General features: G+C 61.3%; 21 protein-coding genes. 6 read left to right on the top strand and 15 right to left on the bottom strand.

Annotated elements, in window-relative coordinates; genetic code table 11:
• Positions 1 to 64: 64 nt before the first annotated feature.
• The 12 genes from ABNU55_RS08740 to ABNU55_RS08685 form a co-directional block, all read right to left on the bottom strand.
• On the bottom strand, positions 65 to 1,813 hold the full coding sequence (locus ABNU55_RS08740; protein WP_290753719.1) for a Na(+)/H(+) antiporter subunit D: 1,749 nt from the start codon (positions 1,811 to 1,813) through the stop codon (positions 65 to 67).
• The gene (locus ABNU55_RS08735) at positions 1,810 to 2,193 is read right to left on the bottom strand and encodes a hypothetical protein (RefSeq protein WP_290753720.1); all 384 of its coding nucleotides are present in this window, start codon (positions 2,191 to 2,193) and stop codon (positions 1,810 to 1,812) included. Before ABNU55_RS08735 ends, ABNU55_RS08740 begins: the two co-directional genes overlap by 4 nt.
• Positions 2,190 to 3,671: a proton-conducting transporter membrane subunit gene (locus ABNU55_RS08730; RefSeq protein WP_290753722.1), complete on the bottom strand. Its 1,482-nt coding sequence runs from the start codon at positions 3,669 to 3,671 to the stop codon at positions 2,190 to 2,192. The genes ABNU55_RS08735 and ABNU55_RS08730 overlap by 4 nt, the downstream gene beginning before the upstream one ends.
• Positions 3,668 to 5,203, bottom strand: a complete 1,536-nt coding sequence (locus ABNU55_RS08725) for a monovalent cation/H+ antiporter subunit D family protein (protein ID WP_348764307.1) — start codon at positions 5,201 to 5,203, stop codon at positions 3,668 to 3,670. The genes ABNU55_RS08730 and ABNU55_RS08725 overlap by 4 nt, the downstream gene beginning before the upstream one ends.
• Positions 5,200 to 5,745: a cation:proton antiporter subunit C gene (locus ABNU55_RS08720; protein ID WP_290753725.1), complete on the bottom strand. Its 546-nt coding sequence runs from the start codon at positions 5,743 to 5,745 to the stop codon at positions 5,200 to 5,202. The genes ABNU55_RS08725 and ABNU55_RS08720 overlap by 4 nt, the downstream gene beginning before the upstream one ends.
• A complete protein-coding gene (locus tag ABNU55_RS08715; RefSeq protein WP_290753728.1) occupies positions 5,745 to 6,206 on the bottom strand; it encodes a Na(+)/H(+) antiporter subunit B in 462 nt (153 codons plus the stop codon). Before ABNU55_RS08715 ends, ABNU55_RS08720 begins: the two co-directional genes overlap by 1 nt.
• Entirely contained in the window at positions 6,206 to 6,799 is a 594-nt protein-coding gene (locus ABNU55_RS08710) for a DUF4040 domain-containing protein (protein WP_290753731.1), read from the bottom strand. The genes ABNU55_RS08715 and ABNU55_RS08710 overlap by 1 nt, the downstream gene beginning before the upstream one ends.
• Positions 6,796 to 7,158 (bottom strand): monovalent cation/H(+) antiporter subunit G, encoded by a 363-nt coding sequence (gene mnhG, locus ABNU55_RS08705; RefSeq protein ID WP_290753733.1) that lies wholly within the window; start codon positions 7,156 to 7,158, stop codon positions 6,796 to 6,798. The genes ABNU55_RS08710 and mnhG overlap by 4 nt, the downstream gene beginning before the upstream one ends.
• A complete protein-coding gene (locus ABNU55_RS08700) occupies positions 7,151 to 7,465 on the bottom strand; it encodes a monovalent cation/H+ antiporter complex subunit F (protein WP_290753736.1) in 315 nt (104 codons plus the stop codon). Before ABNU55_RS08700 ends, mnhG begins: the two co-directional genes overlap by 8 nt.
• On the bottom strand, positions 7,462 to 7,959 hold the full coding sequence (locus ABNU55_RS08695; protein WP_290753739.1) for a Na+/H+ antiporter subunit E: 498 nt from the start codon (positions 7,957 to 7,959) through the stop codon (positions 7,462 to 7,464). The genes ABNU55_RS08700 and ABNU55_RS08695 overlap by 4 nt, the downstream gene beginning before the upstream one ends.
• An 86-nt stretch (positions 7,960 to 8,045) precedes the next feature.
• Positions 8,046 to 9,269, bottom strand: coding sequence for a DUF2336 domain-containing protein (locus ABNU55_RS08690; protein WP_348764306.1), 1,224 nt, complete (start codon positions 9,267 to 9,269; stop codon positions 8,046 to 8,048).
• A 79-nt stretch (positions 9,270 to 9,348) separates the two neighbouring features.
• Positions 9,349 to 9,819 (bottom strand): hypothetical protein, encoded by a 471-nt coding sequence (locus ABNU55_RS08685; protein ID WP_290754462.1) that lies wholly within the window; start codon positions 9,817 to 9,819, stop codon positions 9,349 to 9,351.
• A 184-nt stretch (positions 9,820 to 10,003) separates the two neighbouring features.
• Between ABNU55_RS08685 and ABNU55_RS08680 the strand changes: the two genes are divergently transcribed.
• Entirely contained in the window at positions 10,004 to 11,443 is a 1,440-nt protein-coding gene (locus ABNU55_RS08680; RefSeq protein WP_290754463.1) for an MFS transporter, read from the top strand.
• Positions 11,444 to 11,516: 73 nt separating this feature from the next.
• Here ABNU55_RS08680 and ABNU55_RS08675 read toward each other — a convergent pair whose 3' ends face one another.
• Positions 11,517 to 12,437, bottom strand: a complete 921-nt coding sequence (locus ABNU55_RS08675) for a crotonase/enoyl-CoA hydratase family protein (RefSeq protein WP_290754464.1) — start codon at positions 12,435 to 12,437, stop codon at positions 11,517 to 11,519.
• Between the two features lie 266 nt (positions 12,438 to 12,703).
• Between ABNU55_RS08675 and ABNU55_RS08670 the strand changes: the two genes are divergently transcribed.
• The 3 genes from ABNU55_RS08670 (at position 12,704) to ABNU55_RS08660 (ending at position 15,926) form a co-directional block, all read left to right on the top strand.
• Positions 12,704 to 13,867 carry an alpha/beta hydrolase-fold protein gene (locus tag ABNU55_RS08670; protein ID WP_290754465.1) on the top strand — a complete coding sequence of 388 codons (1,164 nt, stop codon included), beginning with the start codon at positions 12,704 to 12,706 and terminating at the stop codon, positions 13,865 to 13,867.
• A 96-nt stretch (positions 13,868 to 13,963) separates the two neighbouring features.
• Positions 13,964 to 14,896 carry a sterol desaturase family protein gene (locus ABNU55_RS08665; RefSeq protein ID WP_290754466.1) on the top strand — a complete coding sequence of 311 codons (933 nt, stop codon included), beginning with the start codon at positions 13,964 to 13,966 and terminating at the stop codon, positions 14,894 to 14,896.
• Positions 14,897 to 15,011: 115 nt separating this feature from the next.
• The gene (locus ABNU55_RS08660; RefSeq protein WP_290754467.1) at positions 15,012 to 15,926 is read left to right on the top strand and encodes a sterol desaturase family protein; all 915 of its coding nucleotides are present in this window, start codon (positions 15,012 to 15,014) and stop codon (positions 15,924 to 15,926) included.
• An 82-nt stretch (positions 15,927 to 16,008) separates the two neighbouring features.
• Here the strand turns inward: ABNU55_RS08660 and ABNU55_RS08655 are convergent, their stop codons facing one another.
• A complete protein-coding gene (locus ABNU55_RS08655; RefSeq protein WP_290754468.1) occupies positions 16,009 to 16,383 on the bottom strand; it encodes a hypothetical protein in 375 nt (124 codons plus the stop codon).
• 194 nt (positions 16,384 to 16,577) lie between these two features.
• Here ABNU55_RS08655 and ABNU55_RS08650 point away from each other — a divergent pair, with 194 nt between their 5' ends.
• Positions 16,578 to 18,128 carry an acyl-CoA synthetase gene (locus ABNU55_RS08650; protein WP_290754469.1) on the top strand — a complete coding sequence of 517 codons (1,551 nt, stop codon included), beginning with the start codon at positions 16,578 to 16,580 and terminating at the stop codon, positions 18,126 to 18,128.
• A 25-nt stretch (positions 18,129 to 18,153) separates the two neighbouring features.
• Here ABNU55_RS08650 and ABNU55_RS08645 read toward each other — a convergent pair whose 3' ends face one another.
• Entirely contained in the window at positions 18,154 to 18,507 is a 354-nt protein-coding gene (locus tag ABNU55_RS08645) for a DUF4870 domain-containing protein (RefSeq protein WP_290754470.1), read from the bottom strand.
• Positions 18,508 to 18,727: 220 nt separating this feature from the next.
• On the opposite strand from ABNU55_RS08645, the gene ABNU55_RS08640 reads away from it, so the two are divergent.
• Positions 18,728 to 19,183 (top strand): MaoC family dehydratase, encoded by a 456-nt coding sequence (locus ABNU55_RS08640; protein ID WP_290754471.1) that lies wholly within the window; start codon positions 18,728 to 18,730, stop codon positions 19,181 to 19,183.
• Positions 19,184 to 19,404: the final 221 nt, after the last annotated feature.

Genomic DNA, 19,404 nt, shown 5'->3' with positions numbered 1-19,404 from the left:
CCCTTTCCGAGACGTAATCGAGGTTAAACGAGCTGCTATTCTTCATCTTTGAAGGCTGTGACACCTAGCGAATGAAGAAAGCCACAAGAAGCGCGAGCCCGAGAAGAACCACTGTCCACACGGCCATGCTGTTATAGAGCCCACCGGAGGCAAGCGTCCCGCGCGGACTGAACGCTGCCTCAAGGCGCGAGAACGTCCTTGAGCCCATACCGCCAACCACGCCGGCCAGGGCCGGGCCGACCTTGCTCCAGACCTTGCCGGCCCAGACAGCAAAGCCGTAGCCCACCTTGCGGTAGAGGATGTCGGTATCGAGGATGATACCGCGCTTCTCCGGCGGGTATGCGCCAAGACGCTGCAGCAGGGCGAAGGCGAAGACGGCCAGCATCAGAAGCTGCATCTGCGTGAGGATATGGTCGCCCGTATAAGGCTCGTAGCGCATCGTATATGGATCGCTGGCGAAAGGCAGGATCGAATAGAGCCAGTTGAAGCCAAAGCCGGGGAAGAAGGCTGGCAGACCGACAGCGACACAGATAAAGGCAGCAAGGCCCATCGCGACCAGCATGTTGAACGGCGCTTCCTTGGGACGCTTGCCGCTGTCATGGCTGAAAAAGGCAAAATACGGGATCTTGATGCCCGAATGCTCCAGCACACCGGCCGACGCAAAGAGCAGCATCAGCCACGGGATGAGGAAGCCTGCACCGGCGACGGCGCTCATCGTCAGCGATTTGGAGACAAAGCCGGAGAAGAGCGGGAAAGCCGAAATCGAGGCTGCGCCGATCAGACAGAAAACAGTCGTCCACGGCATGGTGCGGAACAGGCCGCCAAGCTCTGTCGCCTTGGCTGTCCCGGTACGATAGAGGACCGCGCCCATGCTCATGAAGAGAAGCGACTTGTACATGATGTGGCAGAAAGCGTGCGCGGCGGCGCCATTGAGCGCGAGCGGCGTACCGATACCGATGGCACAGACCATGAAGCCGAGCTGGTTGTTCAGCGAGAAGGACAATACCTTGCGCAGGTCATTCTCCACCACCGCGAAGAAGACCGGATAGACGGTCATGATGGCGCCGATCCAGACAAGGCTGGTCTCACCGGCAAAGGTGCGCGCCAGCGCATAGATGGCAAGCTTGGTGGTGAAGGCCGACAGGATGACCGTGCCCACAACGGTGGCTTTGGGATAGGCGTCCGCCAGCCAGGTGTGCAGGAAGGGGAAACCGGCCTTGATCCCGAAGGCGAGGAAAACCAGAAGCACGCCCGGATTACCAAGCTCCAGCGCCCGGATGCTCATATCGCCGGTATCGAAATAGATCTGCATGGCGCCGAAGAGCAGCAGCACACCCGACAGGACATGCAGGCCGAGATAGCGCATGCCGGCCTTGTAGGCGGCGCGCGTGCCGGACTGGAAGATCAGGAAGACCGAGGTGACCGCCGTCAGCTCCCAGAAGACAAAGAGGCTGATAAAGTCGCCGCAGAAGGCGGCCGCGACGGCGGCGCCCATATAGGCGAGCCCCATCGAATCCTCGAGCGGGCTGTCCTGATGCAGGGCGTAGATCGCATTGATGAAGGCCGCGATCAGGAAAGCAAGGCCGAAGATGAAAGAGAGCGAGTCGACGCGGTAGAACACCATGTCGAAGCCCATCATGGACATGGTTGCGAGATCCGTCTCGCGCTGCGCCAGAAGCAGGAGCACGATCGCGATGACCGGCGCGATAAGGGCGAGCAGCTGGCGCGCGCGCTGGATTGGGGTCACGGCCGCAATCATGCCCGCCAGGATGAGCACGAGGCCCGGATTGATCGATGCAATCAGCCCGTTCATGGGTGGGGCTCCGTTCCGGCTGGTTCTTCCTCGTCGTCGTAATAGTCCTCGGACCGGCGCAGCAGACGGCCAAGCGGCCAGCCCGCCAGCACCACAAGGGTGAATGCGCCAAAGCCCCACAGGCCATTAAAGCCGGTTGTCCCGTCAATGCTGAAATAGGCGTGGCGGAAATGCTCGCCCTCCGGCGTCATCATTTCGATGATTGGCTCAAGCGCGATCAGGAAGACCGACACGGCAAGAAGACCCCAGAACACGGCCTTGCCGATCCACGGCTTCGTCGTCCAGCCAAAGAGGGCGCGGGCCGCCGGTGTGGTCTGGCTCTCGTCAACGGCGTGCTCGCCATGGTCGCTCAGATGAGGCGGGGTTGCATGATCGCTCATGACTGGCCTCCAATCGCAGGCAGAAGGAAATCGTATATCTCACCCATCAGGAAGAACAGGACCACCGTCCCGATGGCGGTAAAGACTGGCGCGGCCACGGCAAAGGGCGGCGCGCCTTCCGGCCGCTTATAGGGCGCAGGCTCAGGCGTGCCGCGCGGCGGCATGAGACCCAGCACCGCAATCGGCAGAAGATAGGCGATGTTGAGCAGGGATGAGATGACCAGCACCCAGGCGACATAAGAATCGCCGCTATCGGCTGCGCCGAGCATCAGGAGCACTTTCGGCCAGCCGCCCACCATGGGCGGAATGCCGATGATGGAGAGCGAGCCCACAAGGAAGGCGCCGAAGACCCAGGGCATACGCCGGCCAAGCCCGCGCATTTCCGAAATGGCTTTCTTGCCGGTCGCGACATAGATCGCGCCCGCACACATGAAGAGGGTCATCTTGCCAAAGGCGTGCGCGGGGATCTGAAGCGCGCCGCCCATCATGCCCGCCTGATTGGCCAGCATGACACCGGCTGTGACATAGGCGAGCTGGCCGACCGTCGAATAGGCCAGCCGGGCCTTCAGGTCGTCCTTTGTCAGCGCAATGAGCGAGGCCACCACAATGGTGAAACAGGCCACAAACAGCACAAAGTCGCGCGCCGGCGTGTCTTTCAGAAGATCATATCCGAAGACATAGAGCCCCACCTTCGCCATGGTGAACACGCCCGCCTTCACGACAGCCACCGCGTGCAGCAGCGCCGAGACAGGGGTCGGGGCAACCATCGCATTCGGCAGCCAGAAATGGACCGGCATGAGCGCCGCTTTGCCGATACCGAAGGCAAAGAGAATGAGAAGCGCGCTGGCGATAACCGGCGTCACCCCCTCTACCCCGGCCAGCAGACCGCCCGGCACAAAATCCATGCTGCCTGCCAGCGTCGCAGTCCAGATAATGGCCACGAGGAAGAGACCGATCGAGGTCGCCAGAAGCGTCATCAGATAGATACGGCCCCCGCGTAGCGCTGCGGCATCGCCCTTGTGCGCAACCAGCGGGAAGGTCGACAGGGTCAACACTTCATAGAAAACAAAGAGTGTGAAGAGGTTGGCCGCCATGGCGACGCCCATCGCGCCAAGCAGGGCGATGGCAAAGCACATATAGAAGCGCGTCTGGTGGCGCTCCTTCGCACCGCGCATATAGCCGATGGAATAGAAGCTGTTGACGATCCAGAGCCCGCTGGCGACGAGTGCGAACATCGCGCCGAGCGGCTCCAGCTTGAAGGCGAAATCGAGGCCGGGCACCACGGTGCCGAGATCCGCTTCCGCCGGCGTGCCAGATGCAACAGTCCCCGCCAGCAGACAGGCGACGATGAAGAGCAGCGCGGCGCCCACAAGTGTCACGCCTTCGCGAACGTCCGGCACCTTACCGGCAAGCCAGATACCGCCAGCCGTCAGAAGCGGCAGGATCAGGGCTGCGAGGATCAGGGTTTCACCACTCATGACGCGCCCCCGATGAACAGGGCCGATGCCGCGTCATCGGCAAGGCCATAGACAAAGCCCCCACTGACACCGACCCAGATATTGGCGATGGCCAGAATCCAGAGCGGCACAAGGATGAGAAGCGGCGCCTCCTTGTGTTCCTTGTGGGGATTGTTGGGCGCCCTGAAGAACACCGCTTCAAGGATACGGCCCATATAGACGACCGCCAGCACGCTGGAGAAGACCACGATGAGGGCCGCCCACCACCAGCCGCTCTCAAGCAGGGCGGAGACGAGCGCGAACTTGGACTGGAAACCGGCTGTCAGCGGCACACCGATGAGCGACAGACCTGCGATGGCGAATGCCGTCATCGTCCAGGGCGCGCTGCGGCCAAGGCCGGCAAAGTCATGGATGCGGGTCCCCTGATAGGTCAGCACGACACCGCCGACGGCCATGAAGAGCGCGCCTTTCATCAGGGCGTGATTGACGAGGTGGAACATGCCGGCCGAAACGCCCGCGGCCGTGCCCAGCGAAATACCGAGCAGCATGTAGCCGACCTGCGCTACCGAGGAATAGGCGAGCGTCCGGCGGATATCTGCCTGGAAGATCGCCTGGAAGGAACAGGCGAGCATGGCCGCAATGCCCATGGGCGCCACGATGAAGGCAAGGCTCATCCCCTCAAAGGCAAAGTCGAGCGAGAAGACGCTGAACAGGAAGCGTACCATGGCGTAGATCGCCACCTTGGTCGCTGTCGCGGCGAGGAACGCGGTCACAAAGCTCGGGCTGTAGGCATAGGCATTGGGCAGCCACTGATGCAGCGGGAACATTGCCGCTTTCAGGCCAAGCCCGACCAGGATGAAGGCAAAGCCGACCTGGACCGCGCGATTGCCGCCGACATCCTGAAGCTGGACGGCAAGGTCGGCCATGTTGAGCGTGCCCGTCGCGGCGTAGAGGAAGCCGACACCCACCACATAGAAGCTGGCGCCAATCGTGCCCATGAGGAGGTAGTTGATCGCCGCTGGTAGCGCGCGCCGGTCCCGGCCCGACCCGAGCGCGACGAGCACATAGGTCGCGATGGAGGAGAGCTCGAGGAAGACGAAAAGGTTGAAGGCGTCGCCGGTCGCCGCCACGCCGAGAAGGCCCATAAAGCAGACCTGGAAGGCGCCGAAGAACATGGCGCGCTTTCCATCGGCAATCTCTGCCTTGATGGTCGGCCAACTAAAGATGCTGGTCAGAAGGGCAATCGAGCTGACAAGCAGCAGGACGAGCACGTTCAGCGCATCGATGCGGAACTCGATACCATGAGGCGGCGCCCAGCCACCCATGGCATAGGAGATGATCGCCCCGCCCTCGACCGACTGGACCTGAGCGAGCAGGATGATGGAGAGCAGCGTACACAACGTGGTGACGACCACGGTTAGGAGCCATGCCAGGCGTCCGCCACCCGGCAGGAAAGCCGAAAGCGGGCCTGCCAGCATGGGCAGAAGTATCAGCAGAGCCGGCGCGTGCGCTTCAGCCCAGGCTGGCGCGATCTGCAGGATCCAGTCCATCATGCTGCGCTGGCCTCATCAGATTTGTCGACGGCGAATTCGGCGCGGGCGACCTCAAGGTCGGTCTCGCGGATCTCATCGCTCTCAATGGTGCCATAGGCTTCGCGGATACGCACAACGAGGGCGAGGCCCACAGCGAGCGTCGCGACGCCCACAACAATAGCCGTGAGCATGAGCACGTGTGGCAGCGGATTGGAGTAGATATTCTCCAGCCCGTGCGCGCTGGCGGCGGCGTGCGCCGCGTCGCTGGCGCCATGAGCGGCATCCGCAGCGCTGTGCGCCGCCTCGCTGGCCGCGCCGTGCGCGCCGGAGGCTTCGTCATGCCCGCCGCCATGTCCGCCGGCATCCTTGCCATAGAGAATGGGCGCGGTGCCGCCATCGATACGGCTGAGCGAGATGTAGAAAAGGATGATCGATGTCTGGAAGATCGACAGGCCGACCAGCTTCTTGATCAGGTTGGTGGCAGCAAACAGCGTGTAGAGGCCGATCATCATCAGGCCGATGATCGCCCAGTAATTGCCGCGTTCGAGGACGAAATCGAGCATTACCAGTCCTCGTCCTTGATCTCTGTCACCCGGCCCGCAAAGGCGTAGAAGATGGACAGCATGGAGCCTGCGACCGCGAACAGGACGCCAAGCTCAACCATGAGGATGCCATAGTGCTGGCCCATATGGCCGCCCGGCTCTTCATTGAAGAGAACGTCATAGTCGAGGAAATTGCCGCCCATGATCAGCGACCAGACGCCGACACTCGCATAGATGATGAAGCCAAGCCCGGCGAGAGACCGGGCAAAAACCGGCGGCACGGCGCGCATGGCAGGCGTAATACCGAAAATCAGCGCGTAAAGCACGATGGCAACGACGATGATGACGCCAGCCTGGAAGCCGCCGCCGGGGCTGTAGTCGCCATGAAAATGCACATAGAGCGCAAAGAGCGCGATGATCGGAATCAGCGGCTTTGCGACAATGCGCAGGACAACATGGTGGTCTGTACGCGGTCCGGCCATCAGTTCTTGTCCTTCTTGCGATTGAAGGTCGCCGCGAGCGAGCGCTCTCCGAAGCCAAGCAGCAGGATGACAGCGAGGGCTGCGGTAAACACCACGCCCGTTTCCCCTAGCGTATCGAAACCCCGGTAGCTGGCGAGGACGGCGGTCACGATATTCGGGACGGCAATCTCTTCCGGCGTGCGCTCCAGATAGTCCGTGCCGACATAGGTGTTCGCCGGGCTGTCAGGATCGCCAAAGGCGGGGAGGTCAATCGTCGCGTAGACCAGCATGGCACCGGTCGCGATCACGACGAGGATCGGCACGATCCGCATGGCGCGCGTTTCCGGCTTGGCTGTGCGCGCCGTCAGCAGCATGGCACCAAGCAGCAGCGCTGTGGAAATACCCGCGCCCACAGCCGCTTCGGTGAAGGCCACATCGACCGCATCCAGAGCGACAAACCAGGTTGCGGAAATCAGGGAGTAGATGCCCGACAGCATGACGATGGCGAACAGGCTGCGCATGCGCGCAATCGCAACACCGACCACGAAGAGAAGGCCGAGCAAAAGAACGTTGATGAGGGCGATGGCGAGATCTGCGCCGGCGTAACCGATCATGCCTCCTCCTCTGTAGTGTCTGCACGTTTAAGATCGCGCCCAATGACAGGCTGAAGCCCGGCGGTGTGGGCCGCATTGGCGAGCGCGTGTGAGCCAGTCGGGCTGGTCAGGAAGATGAATAGCCAGATGGCCGCCAGTTTGAACACGATGAGCCAGGTTGGCGCGAGGAACGCCATGCCCACCAGGGCAAGCGTGACCCCGCCCGTATCGGTGATACTGGCGGCATGAAGGCGGGTAAAGAAGTCCGGAAAGCGCAGCACACCGACAGACCCGATCAGGCAGAGCAGCGCGCCGGCGAGGCTGAGTATGCCGCCGATCCAGGGCTTCACGATCATGAAAATATCGATGAGCTCAGACATCGTCGCCCCCCTGCCCGGCCGTGACCTTCGGGACGGGGCGCCGGTGGAGCGGCACCTGGAAGGAGCGGTAGCGGAAGAATTTCAGGATGGCGATCGTCGAGACGAAATTGATCAGCGCATAGAGGACAGCGATATCGAGCCAGTCCGGACGGCCAAGAACGAAACCGAGGAAACCGATAAAGATCACGACCTTGGTGCCGAGCGAATTGACCGCGAGCACGCGGTCATAAAGCGTCGGCCCCAGCAGCGCCCGGATGAGCGTCAGCGCGATCGCAATGACTATGGCGACAGCTGCAGTCTCAATCATGCGGCCAGCTCCTCCTTACGCTTGCCATCGGCAGCGCGATAGGAGCGAAGGTCCATCTCTTCAAAGGATTCCGGCGTCGCAGCCTCTTCAAAGAGAGCGTGGATCAGCATCATGTCGCCTTCGACCTCTACCGTGACCGTGCCCGGCGTAAGCGTGATCGAATTTGCAAAGATCGTCTTTGCCAGATTGCTCTCACACCGGGTCTTCACCTTCACGAGCGCCGGGTTGATCTTCAGATCGGCGCCGAGACAGGCCTTGATGACAGGCCAGTTCGCCTTGAAGATTTCCACCAGCAGCCAGCACCAGTAGGCCAGAATCGGAATCGTCCGGCCATAGGGCGAACCTTCCCGGTCCACCGTTTCGAGGCGCGCGGCAAGGAGAATCGCAATCACTACTGAAATACCGCCGAGGGTCAGCAGCAACGGCTCGTAAATTCCCGACAGGCCAAGCCAGAGTGCACTCAGCACAAAGATCAGCCCCAGAAAATAACCCACGAGATACCCGCTCCGCTCTTCGATCAATGACGTGTGAGCGTCGCTGTTACTCGTTCGATAAAGGTTTGACCAGACCCTCTTCCAGTCTAGTCGCCGAAAACAAGATGAGCGGTCCGGCGTGAGGCAGAAAAACGCGATTCATTGGGCGAATCTGTCGCATCCGGGTCAGCCAAGGCTCCGCCCTGCGGCGAGAAAGAGGAAGAGAGCGACCAGTTCCAGTAGCGCAAGGTCGTCTGCGCCTTCGCGACAGCCAGCATCTCATAGGTCTCTGACATATAAGCAAATTGTGGATGCACGCTGCCATCATCCAGCGCCATCGGCCGTCGAAGGGAGCGCCAGAGATGGCTGAGATAATCCCGTTTGAGGCCGGTCGCCTTGCAGAGAACCGCAAGCCCCTCGCCGCCGGGATCGCTCAGTATCTTGGCAATTGTGACGGGCTTTACGCCTGAAAGAAAGCCGATCTCCTGCGCCAGTTCCGGGTCGAGGCCCCGGTCGGCCGCGACTTCAATGGCGTGTTCCAGGCTGTCGAACGGGCTCTTCTCGATCGCCGCGCGATTGCGCTGGCGGCGTTCGATAAGCTGGAGCGTCTTGCGGGCCACGGGGTCGGCCCAGTTCTCTTCGGCGGCCACGGCAAAGACATCGGAGCAAAGGTCCACCAGCTCTATGCGGTCTGCCGCCTGGCGCTGCAGGATGAACCGCCGCGTCGGCCCGTCAGACCACCAGAACATCGCCATGGCCTGGCTCGGGATAAGCTCAAGACGCTTGATCAGCAGCGCTGGCAGCCCCTCGATCCGGCGCGAATGCTGGACAAGAAAATCCATGCCCGCCTCGGAGATTGTCGCGCCTTTATTGGTGACGAGGGCTTTCAGGACCGCGCCCTCCTCGCGCTTGCAGAGCGCTTCTGCAACGGTTGGATCGATGCGTTTGCGCTTTGCGATCAAAAGTCTGTGATCGAGCGTCGTCTGATCGGCGATGTTCGCAAGATCTGCCGAATCAAACCCCTCATTGGCCTCCAGAATCGGGCGCGCCACCTCCAGGTCGGACATGGCGAGATAGCGCATCAGCCGGCGCGGCGCTTCCTTATTGAGCTGCAGGCGCTGGGCACAGAATTCACGGTCCTCCGAGGAGGCGTGAAACAGCATTTCCAGCAGGATATCGCCCCCCATGGACCGGTCCTGCGGCGCCACCGACGTCGAGGGCAGAGCGACAAAATCGATAAGGCGCCTCAGCAAAAGGCGCCTCGCCCGGCTGCCATTTGAGGCGTCCGGCTCCGGTGGAATGGCTTCCGGCATGTGTCTGTGGTCTGACATTTAAGGTCCGGTCGGCTTCTCCGTTTCAGCCGCTATAATTGCCGGTCCCAGGTTAACAGGGCGTGTGGGATGGGGCTCGTCAGTATGCCGTGCGTTCACGCTTTTTCGGATGAACGAAGACAAGCAGGAGCGAGACAGCGAGCATGGACACCGCCAGTGCGAAGACACGTCCATAGTCGGTGGCGCTCTCGAAAACGGCCGTCGAGGCTGGAAGCTCCCGCCCCAGCACGTCCGGCATCAGATGGACGGTGACCGCGCCGCACATCAGAAGGAAAGAGAGGACGGCCCCGAATCGCCGCGAGGCCGGTATGAGTAGCAGGACACAGAGCAGCAGTTCGAAAATGGCCACCGCAACGCGGCCCGTCGGCTCCAGCAGGGCAATGCCTGTCTTGTCGGCCATGGTCTGGAAGATGACATTGTCGCCGGGCCGGTCGAACAGCTTCACGAAACCTTCCGGCGGATCGGGAAGCGGGTGTATGGTCGCGTTGAGGTAGACAAAAATGAGAAAGGCCGCGAAAGCCCAGCTGACAAGAAGACGCAGTGCGAACATGTTCCTCGGTCTCCTCGCCGTTTGTGTCTGCTGCGACGATAGGACCGGTCCCTGCAAACCTCAATGAGTGGTGCGGTGACAGGCGAGCGCATCCCTGCGAATGCAGTGATGAAGGGAAAAATGCTTTTCTAGGGGGCTCCACACAGTACAGTCGCGCCTTTCGCGAGAGGACCGCAAGACCTTCATGGACGAAGACGAACGCCAGCTGGAGAGCCAACAGGAAGACCGCACGGGCCGTGTGCGGTCCCCCGTCAGCGGCCTGGACAGCGCCACGAATGCAGGCGCTTCGGTTGAAATAACGGCGCGGGACATCTTCAGCCGCCGCACCCACAGACGGGTCAGGTCCGAGCTTCCGGCCTATCTCATGATCCAGTGCAGCTGGTTCACCGCCTTCGGCCTCCAGATGGTGCTGTTCCCCTATCTGATCACCAACCGCCTGGGCCTGAACGGGACCGAGCTTGGTCTTGCCAACATGGCGCTGTCTGCCCCGTCCGTGATCTTCCTGCTGATCGGCGGCGTCATCGCAGAGCGGGCTTCCGGCAAGTATCTGCTGACCCTTCTGCACCTGATGGCCGCCGTGCCCGCGGCGATCCTCGCCATCATCGTTGCGACCGGCAATCTCGCCTATGGCTATATGATTATCTATGGCATCGCGATGGGCACGGTCGGCGCGTTCATGATGCCGGCGCGCGATTCCATCATCAATGAAGTGGTGGACCGGCGGGCGCGGGTCGGCTCCGGCGTGACCCTGCAGCAGGGTGTCGCCTTTGCCACCATCGCCCAGTTCGCTGCGCAGATCGCCGGCCTGATCCTGGGCGGTTATGCCGATGAGCTGACACGTATGCCGAGCTGGCTCGGCGGCTTTACCATCGGGCCGATCCCGAGCTGGGAGCTGCTCGTCTTCCAGGCCATCATTGTCGGCCTTGGCGCAGGCTTTGCCCTCTTCCTTGCCCGCGGGCGCAAGTTCAAGAGCGAACGTAACGGCCTCGGCGCCGCCTTTGGCGATATCAAGGAAGGCTTTCAGGTCGTCGTCGCCGACGGCAAGCTCTGGGCGATGACGGTTCTCATGTTCGGGGTCGGCATCTTCGTCATCGGGTCCTTCCTTGTCGTGCTGCCGATCATCAACCGCGACCTCTATGGCCTCTCCTCGGACGGGATCCGCGACATGTTCGTGACATTCTGGCTGGGCGCGTTCGTGTCGTCAGTAACCCTGTCGCTCTTCCGCGCGATCAAGCGGCCGGGGCGGCTTCTGCTGACCGCGCAGCTGCTCGGTTCGCTCGCCATTCTGATCATGCTGGCCAAGCCGCCGCACTGGATCTTCCTTGTTATCGTCTTCGTCTGGGGCCTTGCCGCTGGCATCTCCATCGCGACGAGCCGATCCATTGTGCAGGACGCGGCGCCCAAGAATCACCTCTCGCGCGTCCTCTCCATCTATCAGCTCGGCTTCATGGCAGGCGCCCCGTTCGGTGCCGCCGTCATGGGCTGGCTGATCGACTTCTTTCCCGACCAGCCCCAGCGTGTAGCCGTGGTCCCTGCGCTTGGCATGACGCTGCTGATTGGCTGGATGGTGGTGCGCACGCCGATCTGGAACATGAAGCATATCGCCGACGCAAAGAAAGCCTGAGCTTTCCCGGAAAAAAGGCTGCGGGGCCTCAAGCGCCCGCAGCCTTCCATTACCCTGGCAATGCTGACGCCTGTCAGCCGCCTTTCTTGGAAATCCATTTAAAGGACGGGTCGCTCCACCATGGGAAAAAGGTCGGCATGTCCTTGGAGACGGAGCCTTCATATTTGGCCGGGCGCTTCTCGAGGAAGCTCATCACGCCTTCCTTGGCGTCGGCGGACTGGCCGCGCTCATAGATGGAGGCCGAATCGACAATGTGCGCTTCCATCGGGTGCTCTGCGCCCAGCATGCGCCACATCATGTGACGGGTGACGGCGTTGGAGACCGGCGCGGTATTGTCGGCAATCTCGCGGGCAAGTTCCCTGGCGCGGGACATGAGGTCCGCCTGCGGGACAACTTCGGAAACGAGACCGCCAGAGAGCGCTTCGGCTGCCGGGAAGACGCGGCCCGTATAGCACCATTCCAGCGCCTTGGAGATACCGACGAGGCGCGGCAGGAACCAGCTCGACGCAGCTTCCGGATTGATGCCACGCTTGTTGAAGACAAACCCAAAGCGCGCATTGTCAGACGCGATCCGGATATCCATCGGCAGCTGCATGGTCACGCCGATACCGACAGCCGCGCCGTTGATGGCGCCGATGACCGGCTTCAGGCTTTCAAAGATGCGCAGGGTAACGCGCCCGCCACCATCGCGCTGGATGTCGGTCTTGTCAGTGCGCCCCGCTTCGCCGGAGGAGGCGCGGGCATCATAGTCGAATGTCTTGGCCCCTTCAGAGAGGTCGGCGCCGGCACAGAAGGCGCGCTCGCCCGACCCGGTCACGATGACGACCTTGATGTCGTCATCCTTGTCTGTCTCATCGAAAGCGGCGATCATCTCCTGCATCATCTTGCCGGTAAAGGCATTCATCTTGTCAGGACGGTGAAGGGTCAGGACAGCGATTCCATCCTCCTTCTCCAGCTTGATCTGTTCAAATTCCTTGATTGTCGTGGCGGCCATTTGGCGGTCTCCCTTTTGTTCGCTTGTGTAACTGGCGGTGACAGGAAGGCGGGTGACGCGGGGGCCGTCAAGGCGTCTTCGTGTCGAGTTCACACCTGTTCGGCAGCGGCATGACTGGCGAGCCCGATTACCGCTTGCCTTTGCTATCCCTGGCGCTCAGGATACAACCTTAGATAATCGGAGATGCAAGTATGCGCAGATCGACCGGGCTATCCGCCTTTCTGTTGTTATCATCAGCTCTTCCTGCGGTGGCACAGCAAAATCAAATGCCCAGCATTTTGTCGGTTGGGATTTCGTGCAGCGATGCCGAAAGCTACGCCGAAGATTATCCGGAAAAGGCAAAGAGCGCGGGCGCCCAGACCTTGCTTGGCCTTGCCGCGGACACCTGCACCCTTCCGGTTGAAGATATCACGCCGGCGCAGGCCGAGGACGTCCTTGGAGACAAACGCATCGCCTGGGAGATGGGTGACGAGACGCTGACACTTTATGCCCGAAGCGAAGAAACCCCGATTGTTTGTTGCTCGCTGCACTCGCCAGACTGGACGTCGCTTTCCGCGGATGACCTTTGGGCCACGCGTCTGCGGATTAAGAATCTGAAGCAGTCGATGCTTCATCTTTTCGTGATGGGCGACGAAGATGAGACGGAACTCTCCTGGCGCGGGCCAGATGCGCCGGCGGCCCTGCCTTTTACGGAAAATCCCGACATGCCGCTGGAAGGCACACTTCTGGAAGAGACGCTCCATAGTCCGCAACTGAACGAGACGCGCAAGCTGAGCATCTATCTGCCGCCCGACCATGACCCAAGTGGCGAGTGGCCTGTTCTCGTTCTCGGCGATGGAGCATCAGCAGATTATTATGGCAGACTGGTGGAAGAACGAACGCTTTCCGGCGAGGTGACGCCATTCGTTATCATTGGCCTTCAATCGGGCAGTGACGCTATTGTCGACGAAAAGACTTTCAACTTTGATGTGCGGTCGAGCGATTACCTGCCGGAATACCGGGATGCGCCAGAGCGTTTCGACGCGCATCTGGCATGGGTCACCGAGACCGTTCTGCCCTGGGCGAGAGAGCAATTCGGTATCACTGAAAAGACGAATGAAACTGTGGTCGCAGGAAAGTCGAGCGGGGGTGTATTCGCGCTTCACGCTGGGCTTCGGCGACCGGACGTCTTCGGGCAAGCTATTGTCATGTCGCCGGGCGGTTGGCCTCTTGAAACCACGCCAGATACCGGCGGCAAAAAAGCTCGTTTCCTTATCTCCGCCGGCACGTATGAGCCAGCCTTCTACTATTCCGCCGATGCTGCGGTGCGCACGCTTGAGGAGGCCGATTACGATGTCAGCTTCCGCCCCTTCCATGCAGGCCATTATATCGACCAATGGGATATCGCCTTGCATGACGCTCTGGCCGAGACATTTCCACCTGGCGAATAGCGACAGGCTGACCCTCGCAGCCTGGCGAAAACCCAAGGCAGCACCAACGGTATCTGCTGGCTTCAAAGCCGGTGACGCACGTGTCATCATCCTGTGATGGAATTTCCCTCGCCCACCACGCTGGCTGCGCCGGCCTTTGTTCTTGCCGTCATCTGGGAATGGTGGGCGGTGAAGTCCGGCCGGGCTGGCGGGCGGTATGAGACGAAGGACGCTATTGCCTCCATGGCGATGGGGGTGGGCAATCTCGTGGTCAACACAATCACCGGCGCGGCCGCGCTGTGGATGATGATGCTGGCCTGGCCCTATCGCCTCTTCGAAATCCCGGTGAGCTGGTGGAGCGTGATTGTCCTCTTCGTCGCCTATGACTTTACCTATTACTGGAAGCACCGGCTGGCCCATCGCGTGCGCTGGTTCTGGATGGAGCATGTCACGCACCACTCCTCGACCCATTACAATCTGACCACAGCGCTTCGTCAGCCCTGGTTTGGCCCGTTCACAGGGCTGATCCTTATTGGCCTGCCGCTGGTCCTCATCGGTTTCCATCCGCTTTTCATCTTCTTCGCGGGCGGGCTGAACCTTCTCTACCAGTTCTGGATCCACACCGAGGCCATCGGAAAGATGCCGGCCTGTTTCGAAGCGGTGATGAACACCCCCTCTCACCACCGCGTCCATCACGCCACCAATCCGCGCTATCTGGATGCCAATTATGCCGGTGTCTTCATTGTGTGGGACAAAATCTTCGGCAGCTTCGTGCCCGAGCGCGCTGATGACCGCCCGGCTTATGGGATCGTCAAGCCGCTGGAGAGCTACAATCCGCTCCGCATTGCGTTTCATGAGGCCGGCGGGCTTCTGGCCGACTGCCGGCGCGATGGATGGCGGCCGGACCGCTGGGTCCGCCGCGCCTTCAGCCCGCCAGGCTGGAGTCCTGATGGCGCTCATAATCGCAGCGAGGATATCCGGGCGGCCTGGCTGAAAGCCGAGACAGAAGCCCCCATCCGCCAGTCAGACCCGGCGGCCGCATCCGAATAGCCGCCATCCGGCCCAATGAAGGGCCGATTGGTCGCAGCCCGGCCCCTCGCCTTGAGCGCTTATTGCCGGTAGCTATACGGATGATCACAGACGCCGGACATCCAGTGCCAGTTGCATGATTGACGACCTCCCCTCGCTCTCTTTCCTCGCCGTTCCGGTGGTGGCGCTGGCCATTGCGATGGAATGGTGGGCGGTGAAGACAGGCCGTGCGCGCGGTCGCTATGACCCGCGCCATGCCCTGACATCGGTCTGCATGGGCATCGGCAATATTGCCATCAATTCCTCGACCGCGCTTCTCTCGCTCTGGGTGCTGAAATCTGTCAGCCAGCATCATGTCTGGGACATGCCGGATACATGGCTGTTCTTTCCGGTCGTCATGCTGGTCTATGACTTCTTCTATTACTGGAAGCACCGGCTGGGCCATATGACACGCGGGCTCTGGGCCGAGCATGTGACCCATCATTCCAGCCCCGACTATAATCTCACCACGGCGCTGCGCCAGCCATGGACGGGGCCGCTGACCAGCCTTGTCTTCAGCGGCATTCCCATGGTGCTGATCGGCTTCTCGCCGGGCTGGATCGTCGCCGCGTCCGCCTTTCATCTGACCTATCAGTTCTGGATCCATACCGAGGCCATCGGGCGGCTGCCGTCCTGGTATGAATTCGTCTTCAACACGCCCTCCCATCACCGGGTGCACCACGCCACCAATCCGCGCTATCTGGACCGCAATTTCGGCGGCACGCTGATCATCTGGGACCGCCTCTTCGGCACGTTCGAGGCCGAGCTGGACGAAGAGCGCCCGCGCTATGGCATCATCAAGCCGCTGGAGAGCACCAACCCTATCAAGGTCGCCTTCCATGAGGCAGCTGCTCTGGTGAAGGACTGCGCCGGGGACGGGCTCTCACCGCGCACATGGGCGCGCCGCCTTGTGAATGCGCCGGGCTGGTCCAAGCATGGCGACCATATGCGGAGCACTGAAATCCGCGCCGCCTGGCAAGCATCGCAGCGCCGGGCCGGACCTCGCCGCTGACGCGCCGGCGCTTGCTGCAGCACGTTCGGCCGCAGACCCGGCGGGGCTGACGGCGCAAGGGTCTATTTTCCGGGAAGGGACGCTAGCCCGGGCCGGTGATGGCCTGAATGCGCCACGGGGTGCGTGAGGGGCAGTCCTGTAAAGGAGGCACGAAGGTCTCGACTGCGCCGCGCCCGCAGGCCGGGTCATGCGCCACCGAAAGGACATCAAGGTCCAGCGCGGCCCATGGCGCACGCGGGGCATGTCGTGTCCAGTCGGCTGGGTCCGGCCTGTCGGCTTCGAAGATTTCGACGACGACGATCCGTCCCTGACGGGTGACCACGAGGGACACATATCCGCATACATGGAGCGCCAGTTCATCGGCCCAGAGCTGCACGCGCACCACATCCCAGAGGAAGAGCGGCCAGCGCCAGACGGGCAGCAGGTCAAGAACAGAGAGGATCCACTCGCGGGTCATGGGTGAGATTGAAACATGGGAGTCCAGCGGGGCGGATAAAATGATTTCGTCCCTCTCTCATCTTCACCTGACGTCCTTCCGCTACGTTGGGCATGGACGCCACAATCGGTCTTGATACAAAACCCAAAAAGACCAGCAAGCGCGCCGGACCTGGCCTGGCCCAGAGCGCGTATATTCGGACAGGAGGACCCCGCATGCATCCCTTTCATTTCGCCAAGTCAAAGCCAGACCAGCCCGCCTATATCATGGGCAGTTCCGGTGAGACCGTCACGTTCAGGGAGCTGGACGAGCGCTCCAACCAGATCGCACATCTGTTTCGCGAACATGGTCTCAATCCGGGTGACACGATCGCCATCTTTGCCGAGAACAGCCCGCGCTATTTCGAGGTGGCGTGGGCGGCGCAGCGGGCGGGGCTTTATTATGTCTGCATCTCCTCGCGCCTGACCGCGCCGGAGGTGCAGTATATTGTCGAGGATTCCGGATCGAAGGTGCTGATTGCTTCAGCCGGGCTCAGCGCGGTGGCGACGGAGGTCAATTCGATCACCGAACTCGACGCCTACTGGTCCATCGATGGCGAGATTTTCAGCTATCAGAAGCTGGAAGAGCTGGCGGCCACGAAGCCGGCAACGCCGATTGATGACGAGATGGCCGGCACAGACATGCTCTACTCCTCGGGCACGACGGGCCGCCCGAAAGGGATCCGCCCACCGCTGGAGCGCGATATCCCGATCGACGAGCCGAGCGTGCTGGCACAGCTGGCCCAGCTGCTCGCCAAGGCGGAAGGCGATGGCATGGTCTATCTGTCGCCTGCCCCGCTCTATCATGCAGCGCCGCTTCGCTGGTGCATGGCGTTCACGCGGATGGGCGCGACCCTGGTCATCATGGAGAAGTTCGACCCGGAGAAATATCTCCAGCTGGTCGAGAAATACAAGGTGACGCACACCCAGCTTGTGCCGACCATGTTCGTCAAAATGCTTAAACTTCCCAAGGAAGTACGCGAGAAATATGATGTCTCCTCGCTGCGCGCGGCCATCCATGCGGCGGCGCCCTGCCCGATCCCGGTCAAGGAGCAGATGATCGAATGGTGGGGCCCGGTGATCGAGGAATATTATGCCGGCTCCGAGGGCAATGGCATGACCTGGATCAACTCCCAGCAATGGCTGGAGCATAAGGGCTCTGTCGGCCTGCCCGTCATGGGCGAGCTGCATATCTGCGACGAGGAGGGCAATGAACTGCCCGCAGGTGAGGCCGGAACGATCTATTATGGCGGCACGACGCCGCCGACCTATCACAATGATCCGGAAAAGACGAAAGGCGCGCTCAATCCGAAGCACCCGGAATGGTCAACGCTGGGCGATGTCGGCCGTGTCGATGAGGACGGCTTTCTCTACCTCACCGACCGCAAGGCCTTCATGATCATTTCCGGCGGCGTGAACATCTATCCGCAGGAAGCCGAGAACGTGCTGATCACCCATCCGAAAGTGGCGGATGTTGCCGTGATCGGCGTGCCGAATGACGAGTTTGGCGAGGAAGTCAAAGCCGTCATCCAGCCCGCCGAGGGCGTGCCGGCCGACGAGGCGCTGAAGGAAGAACTCCTGGAGTTCTGCCGCTCGAAACTCGCCAAGATCAAATGCCCCAAAACGGTCGATTTCGATCCTGACCTGCCGCGTCACCCCACCGGCAAGCTCTATAAGCGTCTGGTGCGCGACCGCTATTGGGGCAAGTCGGACTCGACCATCGTCTAGGAGGCCTCGGGAAAAGCTGGGGTGCCTAGATACCCCAGCTGCCCGGATTCTCGATCGGCTGGTCAGCGGCGAGCGCCTGCATGCCCTTCACGATCCGGATGACATACCAGACCACGGCCGCGAAGATGATGAGGATGCCGACCACCACAAGCAGGAGAATGGTGCCGACAAGCACATAGAGCAGCATCTTCCAGAAGATGTTGATCTGATTGTCATAGTGCGAGCGCACGAGCGGCGAGGCATCTGCCTTGCCGACATAGGCCATGACGACGCCCACGACCGAGGAGATTCCGATCAGGAAGCTGCAAAGGTAGAGGATGTAGACAAGGTTGGCATTGCCCTTATTGCCTGGATCGACGGTGACGACAGGATCGGCCATGGTGCTCTCTCTTCTTGCTGGTTCCCCTGGACCGGTCCTCTGGGTGGCACCGGCCTTCGCCAAGGCTGCCTGCTTGCCGGACGAATGGCAAGCCGGATATGAGCGGCCTTAGCGTCCCCGCGTGCGGCTATCGCGACGCCAAGGCTTGCGAAGTGCGCCAGGTTTCCGCAAAAGTGGCCGCCAGAGACTTCGACACACATCAGGAAGGAAACCAGAGAAAATGGCTGACCCGAAAAAAGTCCACTATAATGACCTTGAATCCCTCGCCGGCCAGGAAGTCGGCGTGTCCGACTGGGTCCTGATCGATCAGGACCGCGTCAACAAGTTCGCCGACGCCACGGGTGACCACCAGTGGATCCACGTCGATGTCGAGCGCGCGACGAAGGAGATGGGCGGCCCGATCGCGCACGGCTTCCTGACCCTTTCGCTGCTGCCCATGCTGGGCGCGCAGGTCCTGCGCATCGAAGGCACGACGCGCGGCATCAATTACGGCTCGGACAAGGTGCGTTTCACCAATATGGTGCCGGTCGGCTCCAAGGTACGCCTGCGCCAGAAATGCCTCGCGGTCGAGGAAAAGGCCGGCGGCAAGCAGACCCGTATGGAAGCGACCATCGAGGTTGAAGGCCAGGAGCGCCCAGCGCTGGTCGCTGAGACGCTGACTGTCGTCTATGGCTAGGCCGTGGCAAAAACCTACGCATGAACAAGGGGCTGGCGGGTTTTCCTGCCAGCCCTTTTTTTGTCCGATTTTCACCGTAAGGTATGACTCTTGCACAGGCTGTGAGCTGAATAGTGCAAGACAGTCTGCAGCCCACATAATGTGCGCTGTGGTGTAGAAAAGCGCCTGTCCAAGGCCGGATGAGGCAGAACCAGCGATGCCGGCTGCACCGCTTAGAACAA

This window comes from uncultured Henriciella sp. (assembly GCF_964005855.1).
In the GTDB taxonomy this organism is placed as follows: Bacteria; Pseudomonadota; Alphaproteobacteria; order Caulobacterales; family Hyphomonadaceae; genus Henriciella.
Note: the sequence above shows the minus strand (reverse complement) of the source record. Positions and strands in the feature narration are given on the sequence as shown.